The following is a 15,531-nucleotide window of genomic DNA, read 5'->3' as shown; positions in this document are numbered from 1 at the left end:
TATATATGGCACTCCTACCTGCCTCGCTAATAATATGTGCTCCCTCGTCTGGGGCATCGGACCATCTGCTGCTGATACTACCAATATCGCTCCGTCCATCTGCGCTGCCCCTGTTATCATGTTCTTTACATAGTCTGCGTGACCTGGACAGTCTACATGTGCATAGTGCCTCTTCTCTGTCTCATATTCTACGTGAGTCGTGTTTATCGTTATTCCCCTTGCTTTCTCCTCTGGTGCCTTGTCTATCTCATCATATCCCTTAGCCTCTGCCATCCCTGCCTTCGATAATACCATCGTTATCGCTGCTGTCAATGTCGTCTTACCATGGTCTACGTGACCTATCGTCCCTACGTTTACGTGAGGCTTCTTCCTCTCAAATTTTTGCTTCGCCATCCTCTTTTCCTCCTTTACTTCTTTTCTAATATTTGATCAGTAATATTTTTAGGAACTTCCTCATAATGATGGAACTGCATAGTGTAAGTTCCTCTTCCTTGAGTTTTTGACCTTAAATCAGTAGCATATCCAAACATTTCAGCAAGTGGCACAAATGCTCTTATAACTTGGGCTCCAGCCCTTGCTTCCATTCCTTCAACTCTTCCACGACGTGAATTTATATCTCCTATAATATCTCCCATGTATTCTTCCGGAACCACAACCTCCACTTTCATAATAGGTTCCAAAAGAACAGGGTTTGCCTTTTTCATGCCTTCCTTAAATGCTATAGAACCTGCTATTTTAAATGCCATATCTGAGGAGTCAACTTCATGGTAAGAACCATCTACCAATGCCACTTTTACATCGATAACAGGGTATCCTCCAAGAACACCGTTTTGCATAGCTTCTTGAACACCTGCGTCAACTGCAGGAATATATTCTTTTGGAATAACTCCTCCTACTATACGGTTTTCAAATGTATAGCCTTCTCCTCTTGGAGCAGGTTCCATCTCCAACCAAACATGACCATACTGACCGCGTCCACCAGACTGCCTGATAAATTTACCTTCAATTTTAACAGGTTTAGTGATAGTCTCTTTGTAAGCAACTTGAGGCTTACCTACATTGCAATCAACATTAAACTCTCTTCTTAGCCTATCAACAATTATCTCTAAGTGCAATTCTCCCATACCAGCTATTATTGTCTGCCCTGTCTCTTGATCAGTATATGTTTTAAAGGTTGGATCTTCCTCAGCTAGTTTTAATAAAGCTGTAGTCATTTTTTCTTGAGCAGCTTTAGTCTTAGGTTCTATAGCAACTGAAATAACTGGTTCTGGAAAATCCATTGATTCTAAAAGTATTGGATGATTCTCATCACAGAGGGTATCTCCTGTTGTAGTATCTTTTAGTCCAACAGCTGCAGCTATATCGCCTGTGTAGACAGCCTCCATTTCTTGTCTGTGGTTTGCATGCATTTGAAGAATTCTTCCTATTCTTTCTTTTTTACCTTTTGTAGAATTTAATACATAAGAGCCCGCATTCAAAGTCCCTGAATATACTCTAAAAAAAGCAAGTTTACCTACATAAGGGTCCGCCATAATTTTAAATGCTAACGCTGAAAAAGGCTCTGAATCGTCGGCTTTTCTCTCTATCTCTTCTCCCGTGCCTAATGCCATACCTTTTACAGGTGGCAAGTCGACTGGAGAAGGAAGATATCTTACTATTGCATCCAACATAGGCTGAATTCCTTTGTTTTTATAGGAAGAACCACAGACAACTGGTACTAATTCACCATTTATAGTTCCTTTTCTCAAAGCTTTGTGAATCTCCTCTTCAGTTATTTCTTCACCTTCTAAATACTTTTCTAAAATAGTTTCATCTTGCTCAGAAACTGCTTCTAATAGTTTTTCTCTATACTCTTCAGCTAAATCTTTTAAGTCATCAGGTATTTCAGTCTCATCCATTACAGTACCCAGATCATCTTCATATATTATGGCTTCCATTTTAATTAAATCTACAATGCCTCTGAAGGTATCTTCTTTCCCAATAGGAATTTGTATAGCTACAGGATTAGCTCCCAATCTTTCCTTTATCATTTTTATTACATTAAAAAAGTCAGCACCTATTATATCCATTTTATTTACATAGGCAATTCTTGGAACATGATACTTATCAGCTTGTCTCCACACAGTTTCAGATTGAGGCTCAACACCCTCTTTTGCAGAAAAAACCGCAACGGCTCCGTCTAATATTCTAAGAGACCTTTCAACTTCTACAGTAAAGTCCACGTGTCCCGGCGTATCAATAATGTTTATTTTATGCCCTTTCCAATAACAAGTAGTAGCCGCAGAAGTTATAGTTATACCTCTTTCCTGCTCTTGTACCATCCAATCCATTGTAGCAGTACCTTCGTGGACTTCTCCTAACTTATGAACTTTCCCTGTATAAAAAAGTATTCGCTCGGTAGTAGTGGTTTTTCCTGCATCTATATGCGCCATAATACCAATGTTCCTAACTTTATCTAAGCTGTAGTCTCTTGGCATCTTCCATCCTCCTTTCTTGTGCCCTAGATTCACTACCCCCTATAAACAATTACCATCTATAATGAGCAAAGGCTTTATTAGCTTCTGCCATTTTATGGGTATCTTCTCTCTTCTTAACACTTCCTCCAGTATTATTTGCAGCATCTATTATCTCCGCTGCTAATTTTTCCATCATAGATTTACCACTTCTTTGCCTTGCATACTCTACAAGCCATCTTATTCCAAGAGAAAGCCTTCTTTCAGACCTTACTTCCATAGGAACTTGGTAAGTGGCACCACCTACTCTTCGAGGCCTTACTTCAAGAACAGGCATAACATTATTTAAAGCTTCTTCAAAAACTTCAAGAGGATCTCTTCCTGTCTTTTCTCTTATTATGTCAAAAGCTCCATAACAAATTTTTTGAGCTAAGCTCTTTTTGCCATCCCACATTACCTTATTAATTAGTTTTGAAACTTTTTTACTATTATATACAGGATCAGGAAGGACCTCTCTTCTTTCTACATGACCTTTTCTCGGCATCCTTTTCCCTCCTTTTGTGTAAAAACTTTACAATAATTAACCCTACTAAATACTTTATAGTTCTATTTCACTCTTTTTTTACTTCTTAGGCTTTTTAGCGCCATATCTCGAACGAGCTTGCTTTCTATTGGCAACACCAGCAGCATCAAGGGCTCCTCTTATTATCTTATACCTTACACCTGGGAGGTCTTTAACCCTTCCACCTCTTACTAAAACTACAGAGTGTTCCTGTAAATTGTGACCTATACCAGGGATGTACGCTGTAACCTCTGTACCATTTGTTAACCTTACCCTTGCTATTTTTCGTAGTGCTGAATTTGGCTTTTTAGGAGTTGTAGTTTTTACTACTACACAAACACCTCTTTTTTGAGGATTACCCTCTAAAGCTGGAGCAGCAGATTTATATTTTACTGGCTTTCTCCCTTGTCTTACCAATTGATTTATCGTTGGCATCTTCGCACCTCCTTCCAAATAAATCAAGAAATAATTACCCCCTAAAAGGGGTAATTATTTCTTTTCACCTATAATATCCGCTGCAGTAGCGGCACCTACATCAATACCACACATTACCCCAAGTTCTTTCATAGTATCGATGTACACTATTTTAATTGATTTTTCTTCACATAGCTCTTTTATTTTTTTAGTAACATGTTCTTCCGCATCTTTTGCAATGTAAACCTGAAGTACATTGCAATTCATTATTGCTTTTAAAGTCTGCTTTGCTCCAACCACCCGCTTAGAAGGGCAATCTTGTCCCGCCATTCGCCTTCCTCCCATCAGGACAGCGGTTTTTAACACACCTAATAATTTTATCATTAAGCAGTTTAGCTGTCAACAGTAGAATTTCGGTCAAATCTTTAGTTGCTCGCCTTCACTTCTCTTTCTTCTTTTTCGTTATCTTGTCCTTCCTGTTGGTCATTAATTTTTTTTACAACAGAAATATTTCTATAGCGTGACAAACCTGTCCCAGCAGGAATTAGCTTACCTATTATCACATTTTCTTTCAATCCCAAAAGTGGATCTATTTTACCTTTTATAGCTGCATCTGTAAGCACTCTTGTCGTCTCTTGGAAAGAAGCAGCCGATAAGAAAGAATCTGTTGCCAAAGCCGCCTTTGTAATTCCCAAAAGAGCTCTTCTTCCAGAAGCAGGTCTTAATCCATTTTCAATTGCTTTTTTGTTCTCCTCCTCAAATTTAAACATATCTATAAGCTCTCCAGGAAGCATTGAGGTATCTCCCTGGTCTTCTACTTTTACTTTTCTCATCATTTGCCTTATTATTACTTCAATGTGTTTATCATTTATTTCAACGCCCTGCAATCTATAAACCTTTTGAACCTCTTGTAGCAAATAAGTCTGTACTGCAAATATTCCTTTTATTTTCAAAAGGTCATGAGGATTTACAGATCCTTCTGTCAGCTCATCCCCAGCTTGTATTACCTGACCATCATGAACTTTAAGCCTTGAACCATAGGGAATCAGGTAAGTCTTAGAAATACTGTTTTCTTCATCTGTTACAATGACTTCTCTTCTCTTCTTTGATTCATTGATTCTTACAACACCAGAAATTTCAGAAATTACAGCAAGTCCTTTTGGTTTTCTCGCCTCAAAAAGCTCTTCTACTCTGGGAAGACCCTGTGTAATATCAGAACCTGCTACACCACCAGTATGGAATGTTCTCATAGTAAGCTGTGTACCTGGTTCGCCTATAGCTTGTGCAGCAATAATGCCCACCGCTTCACCTATATTTACGAGTTCACCTGTTGCAAGGTCTCTACCATAACACATTCTACATACGCCGTGCCTTGACTTACATGTCAAAAGAGACCTTATCTTTACTTTAGTAATACCTGCTTTTTCAATCTTTTCTGCGTCCTCTTCGTTTATCAATTCATTTCTTCTGACAATTATATTGCCTTCATTATCAACTACATCTTCAGCCGCAACTCTTCCTATTATTCTGTCAGCTAATCTTTCAATTATTTCGTTTCCTTCTCTTATTTCTTCTACGTAAATTCCCTCATCAGTTCCACAATCTTCTTCTCTGACTATTACATCCTGGCTAACATCGACTAATCTTCTTGTTAAATAACCAGAGTCTGCAGTTCTTAAAGCTGTATCAGCAAGGCCTTTTCTTGCACCGTGAGTAGATATGAAAAATTCCAATACATTAAGCCCCTCTCTAAAATTAGACCTTATAGGAAGCTCAATAATTCTTCCTGACGGGTCTGCCATAAGGCCTCGCATACCTGCTAACTGCCTTATTTGGTTTTTACTTCCCCTAGCTCCTGAATGGGCCATCATAAATATAGGGTTAAATTTGTCCAAGCTTGCCATCAAGGCTTCTGTAACTTTTTCTGTAGTCATATTCCATGTCCTTATTATGCTCTCATATCTCTCCTCCTCGGATATGAGACCACGTCTGAATTGGCTTTCAATTTTACTTACCATTTCATCTGCTTCTTTTAGAAGCTTCTCTTTTTCTTTTGGTATTACCATGTCAGAAACACTGACAGTAATGGCTGCTTTTGTAGAATACCTAAAACCTAACTCTTTGATTTTATCAAGAGTTTCTGCTGTTTTTGTTGGCCCGTGTAATCTGTAGACTCTATCCAAAATTTTTCCTAATTTAGATTTATCTACTAAACCATTAATTTCTAAGTCAAAAGCAGTTTCAGGGTTGGTTCTGTCTACATAACCTAAATCCTGTGGAATAGCTTCATTAAATATAATTTTTCCCACTGTCGTTTCAATTATTTTTGATTTTTTGACTCCATCAATTTCTTTTGTCATCTTCACTTTTATCTTAGCATGAATGTGAATGTATCCCAGCTGATATGCCATAATAGCTTCTTCAGGGCTGGAGAAATATTTGCCCTCGCCTGGAACTCCTTCCTCATCTGCTGTTAAGTAATAAGAACCTAACACCATATCTTGAGTAGGGGTCATAACAGGTTTTCCATCTTGTGGCTTGAGTATGTTATTAGCAGCCAGCATTAAAAATCTTGCTTCAGCTTGTGCTTCCATTGAAAGAGGTACATGAACAGCCATTTGGTCACCATCAAAGTCTGCATTGTAAGCTGTACACACAAGAGGATGAAGCTTTATAGCTCTTCCTTCAACTAACACCGGTTCAAAAGCTTGAATGCCTAATCTATGGAGGGTAGGCGCTCTGTTTAACAATACGGGATGTTCTTTAATAACTTCCTCTAACACATCCCATACCTCTGGCTTTACCTTTTCCACCATTCTTTTAGCACTTTTTATATGCTGCGCCAAACCTTCATCTACTAATTTCTTCATTACAAAAGGCTTAAAAAGCTCTAACGCCATTTCTTTTGGCAAGCCACATTGATAAACTTTAAGCTCAGGTCCTACTACTATAACGGAACGGCCTGAATAGTCTACCCTCTTACCTAAAAGATTTTGTCTGAATCTTCCTTGCTTACCTTTGAGCATATCGGAAAGGGATTTCAAAGGTCTATTACCAGGGCCTGTAACAGGCCTTCCTCTCCTGCCGTTATCTATCAAAGCATCTACCGCTTCTTGCAACATTCTTTTTTCATTTCTTACTATAATATCTGGGGCCCCTAAGTCTAAAAGTTTTTTCAATCTGTTATTTCTATTGATTACTCTCCTGTACAAATCATTAAGGTCTGAAGTTGCAAACCGTCCACCATCCAATTGCACCATCGGTCTTAAATCAGGAGGAATTACAGGTATAACATCCAAAATCATCCATTCAGGACGATTACCTGAATCTATAAACGCTTGTACTACTTCTAATCTTCTAATTGCCCTTACCCTTTTTTGACCAGTAGACTCACGTATTTCAGCTTTCAATTCTTTGCCCAACTTTTCTAAATCTATTTCTTGTAGCAATTCTTTTACTGCTTCTGCTCCCATCCCTGCCCTAAATTTATTACCATACTTATCCAAATATTCTCTGTACTCTTTCTCCGACAATAACTGCTTTTTGGTAAGAGGAGTATCGCCAGGGTCAATAACCACATATGATACAAAGTACAACACTTTTTCTAATGCTCTCGGGGACATATCAAGAAGAAGCCCCATTCGACTTGGAATTCCTTTTACATACCATATATGGGCAACAGGGGCAGCAAGTTCAATGTGCCCCATTCTTTCCCTTCTAACTTTAGACCTTGTAACTTCTACACCGCATCTATCACAAACCACACCTTTGTATCTCACTCTTTTGTATTTACCGCAATGGCATTCCCAGTCTTTTGTAGGTCCAAAAATTCTTTCACAAAAAAGGCCATCCCTTTCTGGTTTTAATGTTCTATAATTTATAGTTTCAGGCTTTTTCACCTCACCTCTTGACCATTCTCTTATTTTTTCAGGTGATGCTAACCCAATTTTAATAGCCTCAAAATTTCTTAACTGAAACAAGGAGTGTCGCTCCTTTCTTCAATAAATTTTAGTTTTAAGTAATTAAATATCAAAATCTTCTAAATCTAAATCATCATTTCCCATGTCAAAACTATCTGGCTCAAAATCAAGATCTTCTGGCAATTCTTCAGTCTCTTCTTCAAAGCCTTCTTCAAAGCCTTCTTCATATACTTCTTCTGGTGGTGTATCTTCGCGACCTTCTATATTGATATTAAGAGTAGCATCCGGCACATCAGAATCGTCATCATCTTCAAATTCTTTTAATGGAATTTCTTGATTATCTTCTGTGATAACTTTGACATCTAATGCTAAGCTTTGAAGTTCCTTAACCAATACTTTAAAGGATTCAGGAATACCTGGTTCTGGTATGTTTTCACCCTTAACAATAGCTTCATAGGTTTTTACACGACCTGATACATCGTCAGATTTCACAGTCAAAATCTCTTGTAAAGTGTGAGCTGAACCATATGCCTCTAATGCCCATACTTCCATCTCACCAAATCTCTGTCCACCAAACTGAGCTTTTCCACCCAGAGGTTGCTGTGTAACCAAAGAATATGGTCCAGTAGACCTTGCATGCATCTTGTCATCAACAAGATGGTGAAGTTTCAGCATGTACATATAACCTACCGTAACTCTGTTATCAAAAGGCTCACCTGTTCTTCCATCGTACAATTGCACCTTGCCATCCGGAGAAAAACCGGATTTAGCTAAAAGCTCTTGTATATCTTCTTCTGTTGCCCCATCAAAAACAGGTGTAGCAATCTGCCATCCCAATGCTTTTGCAACAAGACCTAAGTGAACTTCTAAAACCTGACCAATGTTCATACGAGATGGAACACCTAATGGATTTAAACATATCTGCAAAGGAGTACCATCTGGCAAAAACGGCATATCTTCTACTGGAAGTATCCTTGAAATAACACCCTTGTTACCGTGGCGCCCTGCCATTTTGTCTCCGACAGAAATTTTCCTCTTTTGAGCAACAAATACTCTTACCATCTGGTTGACTCCTGGTGGCAATTCATCACCATTTTCTCTGGAATAAACTTTAACATCTACTACTATACCTGACTCACCGTGAGGAACACGCAAAGAAGTATCTCTTACTTCTCTTGCTTTTTCTCCAAAAATAGCTCTTAAAAGTCTTTCCTCGGCTGTAAGTTCCGTCTCGCCTTTTGGAGTAACTTTGCCTACTAATATATCACCAGCGGTAACTTCTGCACCTATACGTATTATTCCTCTCTCATCTAAATCTTTTAAAGCATCTTCACCTACATTCGGTATTTCTCTCGTTATTTCTTCTGGACCTAATTTCGTATCTCTGGCTTCTGCATCATATTCCTCTATGTGAATAGAAGTCAAAGAATCATCTCTAACCAATTCTTCACTTATCAAAATAGCATCTTCATAATTATAACCTTCCCAAGGCATAAATCCTACTAAGACATTTTTCCCAAGTGCAAGTTCACCGTTGTCAGTAGAAGGTCCATCGCATATAACTTGCCCTTTTTTCACTTCATCTCCTTCATTTACAATAGGCCTTTGGTTTATACAAGTTCCCTGGTTTGACCTCTTAAATTTAAGTAAATTATACTCATCCCTTCTACCGTCCTTTGTTCTAATTATAACTCTATCAGCGGTGACCTTTTCTACTACTCCATCATTTTTTGCTAATACTACTACACCAGAATCAACAGCTGCCTTATATTCTATGCCTGTTCCAACTATTGGCGCTTCAGGTTTTATAAGTGGTACTGCTTGCCTCTGCATGTTAGAGCCCATCAAGGCTCTATTCGCATCATCATTTTCCAAAAAAGGTATCATAGAAGTAGCAACAGACACTATCTGTTTTGGTGAAACGTCCATGAAGTCCACTTCTGTTGGAGGTACTGCTATTATCTCTTCTTTTAATCTACATACCACTTTCTCATTAATAAACCTGTTGTTTTCATCTAATGGTTCATTAGCTTGAGCTATAATATATTCATCTTCTTCATCTGCAGTCATATATACAATTTCATCTGTAACTGTACCAGTAGTTTTGTCTACTCTCCTATATGGAGCTTCAATAAATCCATATTCATTTACGCGAGCATAGGTAGTCAAAGATCCAATCAAACCGATATTAGGTCCTTCAGGAGTCTCAATTGGGCATATCCTTCCATAGTGAGAATAATGAACGTCTCTTACTTCAAAACCCGCTCTTTCTCTACTAAGTCCTCCAGGACCTAAAGCACTTACTCTTCTCTTATGAGTAAGTTCTGCCAAAGGGTTAGTTTGGTCCATAAATTGAGAAAGCTGGGAGCTTCCGAAAAATTCCCTAATGGCTGCAACAACTGGGCGAATGTTTATAAGGTTTTGAGGAGTAATTTCATTCACATCTTGGATTGTCATTCTCTCTTTGACTACTCTTTCTAATCTCGCAAGTCCAATTCTAAATTGATTTTGCAATAATTCTCCTACAGACCTGAGTCGCCTATTTCCTAAATGATCTATATCATCTATTGAACCTATCCCATGAGTTAAATTTAGTTGGTAGCTTATAGTGGCTATAATGTCATCTTTAGTAATGTTCTTTGGAACAAGTTCATCCATTCTATTTTTTATTTCGTTTATTACTGCCTCTTCATCAGAGAAATTATCAAGGATTTCTTTTAATATACTTAAATTTACTGCTTCTTTTATATTTAAGTTAGATACATCATAAGGCATTGGATATTTATTTATATCCACCGTATTATTACCTATCACTCTTACTACTTTACCCTCTACTAACACTTCTACTACATTTATGCCGCAATTTTGAATTTCTTCTGCCTTTTCTTTGGAAATTTTCTCTCCTTCTTCTACTAATATCTCTCCTGTAACAGGATTGACAATCTTTTTTGCGCTTTTTAAGTTTACAATTCTCGTTTTTAACGCAAGTTTTTTATTAAATTTATAGCGCCCAACTTTTGCTAAATCATACCTTTTTGCATCAAAAAATAATGCATACAAAAGACTTTTGGCACTCTCGACAGTAGGCGGCTCTCCCGGTCTCAATCTTTTATAAATTTCTATTAAAGCCTCTTCTTCAGATTTTGTAGTATCCTTATCTAAAGTAGCTTTTAATTTTTCCTCTTCTCCTAAAAGGTCAAGAATTTGAATATCAGTACTATAACCCAACGCCCTTAATAATACAGTAACTGGAACTTTTCTTGTTCTGTCAATTCTAACATATACTATATCATTGGAATCTTCTTCATATTCTAGCCAAGCCCCTCTATTTGGAATTACAGTTGCAGAAATTAATTTTTTCCCAAATTTATCAAATTGTTGTTCATAATAAACTCCTGGAGATCTAACCAATTGGCTTACAATTACACGTTCTGCGCCATTTATAATAAAAGTACCCTTTTCTGTCATTAAAGGAAAATCTCCCATAAATACTTCAGATTCCTTAATTTCCCCTGTTTCCCTATTGGTAAGGCGTACTTTGACTTTCATCGGCACAGCATATGTAGTATCTCTATCTTTACATTCTTCTACTGAATACTTGGGGTTATTTTCTAATCTATAATCCACAAATTCTAACGCCAAATTTCCTGTAAAGCTCTCTATAGGGGAAATTTCTCTAAAAACTTCCCTCAACCCCTCCTCTAAAAACCATTTGTATGACTTCTTTTGAACTTCAATAAGGTCGGGCATTTCTAACACTTCGTCGATCTTAGCAAAGCTCATTCTTGTCTTGTTGCCCACTTGTACAGGATTTACCATCCATTTCACCCCTTAAAAAATGTAAATTACCAAAAGTTCTCCACTTTTGGATTTCATGCAAAATAACCCTATTTTACCATTATTATTCACCAACAGACTTGCTCTTATACATATATTAACAAATAAAAAAGGCCACTATTAATGCAATTTATTATGATAGCACAAGTGAAGATTTATGTCAACAATTCCCCATAAAAAAATAAGGGCAAATTTTTTGCCCTTATTTTATTTCTACTTTTGCACCAACTTCTTCGAATTTTGCTTTAATTTGATTTGCTTCGTCTTTGCTTACTCCTTCTTTAACTGGCTTTGGAGCACTTTCTACTAAATCTTTTGCTTCTTTTAATCCTAAGCCTGTTACTTCTCTCACAACCTTGATAACTTTTATCTTGTCACTACCTACTTCTTGTAAAATAACATCAAATTCTGTTTTTTCTTCAGCTGGTGCTGCTGCTGGTGCTCCAGCTGCTGGAGCTGCTGCGACTGCTACAGGAGCTGCCGCAGATACACCAAATTCCTCCTCTAAAGCTTTTACCAACTCAGCCAATTCTAGAACTGTCATATTTTTTATGGCTTCCAAAATCTCTTCTTTGCTCATTCTTTCTACCTCCATTTTAAAATTTTTATTTTTATTTTCAAGCTTCAGCTTGCTTTTTCTCTTTCACTGCATTTAAAGCATAAAGCAGGCTTCTCAAAGTACCAGACAACACAAAAACGAGGTTGGTAATAGGAGCTTTCATGCTGCCCAAAGCTTTCGCCACAAGTTCTTCCCTTGAGGGAAGCTCCGCCAAAGCCTTAATTTCCTCAACAGTCACTAACTTTCCATTTACAAGGCCTGCCTTTAACTCAATACCCTTGTGATCTTTCATAAATTCCACAAGAACTTTAGCAGGCGCAACAGGGTCATCATATCCAAAAGCTACAGAAGTTGGTCCTTCAAAATACTTGACTAAATCATCTCCATAACCTAGTTCTTTAGCTGCAATAGTCATTAAAGTATTTTTGTAGACTTTGTACTCAGAATTAGCTTCTCTAAATTTGCGTCTTAATATAGTATCATCTTCTACAGTCAAACCACTAAAGTTTGAAAAAATCACTGTTTGTGCTCGTGACAATTTGTCTTTAAACTCTGCTACGATTTGTTGCTTTTTCTCTTTTGCCGTGCCCACCTTCCCACCTCCTTAAAAAATTTAAAAAGGATCCCGTAGACATGAGGATCCCTTTTGGGAATTTATTTTTAAAAACCTCGGTGGGATTTACGTGCAAAAGCACACCCACTGTCTACGGTCTTTTTATTCAATTTCAACGTCACTTATTATACCTTACATCTTTTTGTCTGTCAACAACTTTTATTAAAAAATCTTTAAAGGATTAACCTTCACACCTGGTCCCATTGTAGAAGATAACACTACACTTTTGATGTATTGTCCTTTTGCGGCTGCTGGTTTAGACTTAATTATAGCATCTATAACCGCTCTGAAGTTTTCTAATAACTTCTCTTTCCCAAAGGATTTTTTCCCTATAGGAACGTGAATTATACCTGCTTTATCCACCCTGTACTCAATCTTACCAGCTTTAATTTCTTTAATAGCTTTTTCTAAATCAAAAGTCACAGTACCTGATTTAGGGTTTGGCATTAATCCTTTTGGACCTAATATTTTACCTAATCTCCCTACCACTCCCATCATATCAGGAGTTGCAACTACAACATCATAATCAAACCAATTTTCATTTTGAATTTTTGCAACTAATTCTTCTGCTCCCACATAATCAGCACCTGCTGCTTCTGCTTCTTTAGCTTTTTCCCCTTTTGCAAAAACTAATACTTTCACACTTTTTCCTGTTCCGTGAGGAAGCACTACTGTACCTCTTACCTGTTGGTCAGCATGTCTTGGGTCAACACCTAGTCTTACAGCTAAATCAATAGTTTCATCAAAATTTGCTTTTGCAGTTTTCAAAACAATATCTATTGCCTCATCACTGGAATACTGCTGTGTTTTGTCATATAACTTTAAGCTCTCTAAATATTTTTTCCCTCGCTTCACTTTTCTAACCTCCTTGTGGTATTATCGGACTTTCCTCCCACTTATTTTTATACAATCTCTATACCCATGCTTCTTGCAGTACCTGCTATCATCCGCATAGCAGCCTCTATATCAGAAGCATTTAAGTCTCTCATCTTGATTTCAGCAATTTCTCTAAGCTGCTCCCTTGTGATTTTCCCTACTTTTTGTTTGTTAGGTTGCGAAGAACCAGACTCTATTCCAGCTGCTTTTTTGATTAGCACAGCTGCTGGTGGAGTTTTAGTTATAAAACTAAATGACCTGTCTGCATATATTGTAATAACAACAGGAATTATTAGCCCTGCGTCTTTGGCTGTCCTTTCATTGAATTCTTTGCAAAAAGCCATTATATTAACACCGTGAGGTCCTAATGCAGTACCTACTGGTGGCGCAGGAGTAGCTTTCCCCGCTGGCAATTGTATTTTTACAACTGCTGCCACTTTCTTTGCCATGACTACACCTCCTTACAAAATTAAAATAACTTATGAGTTTCTACTTTTATATTTTTTGAAGCTGTACAAGGTCAAATTCAACCGGTGTCTCTCTCCCAAACATAGAAATTAAAACTTTCGCCTTTTGTCTTTCTGGATAAATTTCTTGAACTACTCCAATAAAATTCTCAAAAGGTCCTGAAATAACCCTGACAGTATCTTTTACATTAAGGTCAACTGCAGTTGGAATCTCTTTTATACCTAAAGCTCTAACTTCTGCTTCACTTAACGGTACAGGTTTAGACCCAGGACCTACAAATCCTGTAACACCCCTGGTATTTCTCACAACGTACCAAGTATCATCCGTCATAACCATTTTCACCAAAACATAACCCGGAAAAATCTTCCTCTCAACAGTTTTCTTTTTACCATCTTTAATCTCAACAACTTTTTCCGTAGGTACAATGATTTGATGAATTAAATGCTGTAAATTCCTATTTTCTACAATCTTTTCTAAATTAGCTTTGACTTTGTTTTCATATCCAGAATAGGTATGAACCACATACCACTTTGCATTTTCTTTTTCTGGCATAGTTAATCTCTGGGGACTCGCCCCAACCTCCTTTAAACTTTAATAATAAGCTTTAAGAGATAACTAAAAACTGAGTCAATCAAAAAAATAAATACTGTCAAAAGAGCCACTACTATTAATACAATTTCAGTATAAGTTATCATAGTTTCTCTGCTTGGCCATGTCACCTTTTTCATTTCTGCCCTTACATCTTTGAAAAACTTAACAATTTTTCTTCCTTCACCGGCCATTTCCTCACATCCTCTTGAAGTTTTAAAAACTACTTAGTCTCTCTATGCAAGGTATGCTTTTTGCAGAATTTGCAATATTTCATTAGCTCTAACCTATCAGGGTCATTCTTCTTATTTTTTGTCGTATGGTAGTTTCTATTCTTACACTCAGTACATGCCAACGTAATTTTTACTCTCAACTATTACACCTCCCGGTGATTCGACTGCTTAGTCAAATTTATCATAAATATAACTTCTTGTCAATCACCAAAAACAAAAAGTCTGTGTCAACGATTTATAGGCAGCTCATTGATTGACATTTTCCACAGTCTACTAAAACCATTGATTTAACTCAAAAGAAGCCAGGTTTGAACCCGGCTTCTCTTTATTCTATGATAGCTGACACGACGCCAGCACCTACTGTACGGCCGCCTTCTCTTATAGCAAACTTCAAACCTTCTTCCATCGCTATCGGTGTTATTAACTCTACTTTTATCGTTACATGGTCCCCTGGCATCACCATCTCTACTCCATCCGGTAAGTTTATTACCCCTGTCACGTCTGTCGTCCTAAAGTAAAATTGTGGCCTGTATCCATTGAAAAATGGTGTGTGCCTTCCTCCCTCTTCTTTCGTCAATACGTAAACTTGCGCCTCAAATTTCGTGTGCGGCTTTATCGTCCCTGGCTTCGCTAATACTTGCCCTCTCTCTACTTCGTCCCTCTGTACTCCTCTTAATAATACCCCTATGTTGTCACCTGCTTGCGCTTCATCCATCGTCTTCCTGAACATCTCTACCCCTGTTACTACTGTCTTCCTCGATTCTGTCGTTAATCCTATTATCTCTACTTCGTCTCCTACCTTTATCTTACCTCTCTCTACTCTCCCTGTCGCAACAGTCCCTCTACCTGTTATCGTAAATACGTCCTCTACTGGCATCAAAAATGGCTTGTCTATGTCTCTCTCCGGTGTCGGTATATATTCGTCTACTACATCCATTAACTCCCATATCTTCCCGCACCATTCGCACTCTCTCTTGCCACATCCGCATTCCAATGCCTTTAATGCCG

15 protein-coding genes and 1 other annotated feature are annotated in these 15,531 nt (G+C 37.7%); all 15 genes read right to left on the bottom strand.

Annotated elements, in window-relative coordinates; translation table 11 throughout:
• A partial coding sequence (locus BUB32_RS12355) for a GTP-binding protein (protein ID WP_143152813.1) occupies window positions 1-393 on the bottom strand: 393 nt, incomplete at its 3' end.
• A gap of 14 nt (window positions 394-407) precedes the next feature.
• Window positions 408-2,477 carry an elongation factor G gene (gene fusA / locus BUB32_RS12350; RefSeq protein ID WP_072969619.1) on the bottom strand — a complete coding sequence of 690 codons (2,070 nt, stop codon included), beginning with the start codon at window positions 2,475-2,477 and terminating at the stop codon, window positions 408-410.
• A gap of 49 nt (window positions 2,478-2,526) precedes the next feature.
• A complete protein-coding gene (gene rpsG / locus BUB32_RS12345; protein WP_072969618.1) occupies window positions 2,527-2,997 on the bottom strand; it encodes a 30S ribosomal protein S7 in 471 nt (156 codons plus the stop codon).
• A gap of 78 nt (window positions 2,998-3,075) precedes the next feature.
• Window positions 3,076-3,450 carry a 30S ribosomal protein S12 gene (gene rpsL / locus BUB32_RS12340; RefSeq protein ID WP_003868702.1) on the bottom strand — a complete coding sequence of 125 codons (375 nt, stop codon included), beginning with the start codon at window positions 3,448-3,450 and terminating at the stop codon, window positions 3,076-3,078.
• A 54-nt stretch (window positions 3,451-3,504) separates the two neighbouring features.
• Entirely contained in the window at window positions 3,505-3,759 is a 255-nt protein-coding gene (locus BUB32_RS12335) for a ribosomal L7Ae/L30e/S12e/Gadd45 family protein (RefSeq protein WP_072969617.1), read from the bottom strand.
• 95 nt (window positions 3,760-3,854) lie between these two features.
• Window positions 3,855-7,409, bottom strand: coding sequence for a DNA-directed RNA polymerase subunit beta' (gene rpoC, locus BUB32_RS12330; protein WP_072969616.1), 3,555 nt, complete (start codon window positions 7,407-7,409; stop codon window positions 3,855-3,857).
• A 42-nt stretch (window positions 7,410-7,451) separates the two neighbouring features.
• Window positions 7,452-11,168: a DNA-directed RNA polymerase subunit beta gene (gene rpoB, locus BUB32_RS12325; RefSeq protein ID WP_072969615.1), complete on the bottom strand. Its 3,717-nt coding sequence runs from the start codon at window positions 11,166-11,168 to the stop codon at window positions 7,452-7,454.
• 220 nt (window positions 11,169-11,388) lie between these two features.
• The gene (gene rplL / locus BUB32_RS12320) at window positions 11,389-11,766 is read right to left on the bottom strand and encodes a 50S ribosomal protein L7/L12 (RefSeq protein ID WP_003868698.1); all 378 of its coding nucleotides are present in this window, start codon (window positions 11,764-11,766) and stop codon (window positions 11,389-11,391) included.
• Window positions 11,767-11,803: 37 nt separating this feature from the next.
• Window positions 11,804-12,337, bottom strand: coding sequence for a 50S ribosomal protein L10 (rplJ, locus tag BUB32_RS12315; RefSeq protein WP_042833886.1), 534 nt, complete (start codon window positions 12,335-12,337; stop codon window positions 11,804-11,806).
• Window positions 12,338-12,350: 13 nt separating this feature from the next.
• Window positions 12,351-12,473, bottom strand: a sequence feature (ribosomal protein L10 leader region).
• A gap of 47 nt (window positions 12,474-12,520) precedes the next feature.
• Complete coding sequence (rplA, locus tag BUB32_RS12310; RefSeq protein ID WP_042834750.1) at window positions 12,521-13,213, bottom strand: 50S ribosomal protein L1; 693 nt, start codon at window positions 13,211-13,213, stop codon at window positions 12,521-12,523.
• A 47-nt stretch (window positions 13,214-13,260) separates the two neighbouring features.
• Complete coding sequence (rplK, locus tag BUB32_RS12305) at window positions 13,261-13,683, bottom strand: 50S ribosomal protein L11 (protein ID WP_042834749.1); 423 nt, start codon at window positions 13,681-13,683, stop codon at window positions 13,261-13,263.
• A gap of 46 nt (window positions 13,684-13,729) precedes the next feature.
• Window positions 13,730-14,254, bottom strand: coding sequence for a transcription termination/antitermination protein NusG (nusG, locus tag BUB32_RS12300; protein ID WP_042834748.1), 525 nt, complete (start codon window positions 14,252-14,254; stop codon window positions 13,730-13,732).
• Window positions 14,255-14,286: 32 nt separating this feature from the next.
• Entirely contained in the window at window positions 14,287-14,484 is a 198-nt protein-coding gene (secE, locus tag BUB32_RS12295; protein ID WP_072969614.1) for a preprotein translocase subunit SecE, read from the bottom strand.
• Window positions 14,485-14,513: 29 nt separating this feature from the next.
• Complete coding sequence (rpmG, locus tag BUB32_RS12290; protein WP_004402360.1) at window positions 14,514-14,663, bottom strand: 50S ribosomal protein L33; 150 nt, start codon at window positions 14,661-14,663, stop codon at window positions 14,514-14,516.
• 185 nt (window positions 14,664-14,848) lie between these two features.
• The coding region (locus BUB32_RS12285; RefSeq protein WP_268807571.1) for an EF-Tu C-terminal domain-related protein at window positions 14,849-15,531 on the bottom strand (683 nt) is incomplete at its 5' end.

It is taken from the genome of Thermoanaerobacter uzonensis DSM 18761 (assembly GCF_900129115.1).
GTDB lineage: Bacteria > Bacillota > Thermoanaerobacteria > Thermoanaerobacterales > Thermoanaerobacteraceae > Thermoanaerobacter > Thermoanaerobacter uzonensis.
This window is presented reverse-complemented; position numbering and strand designations above follow the sequence as displayed.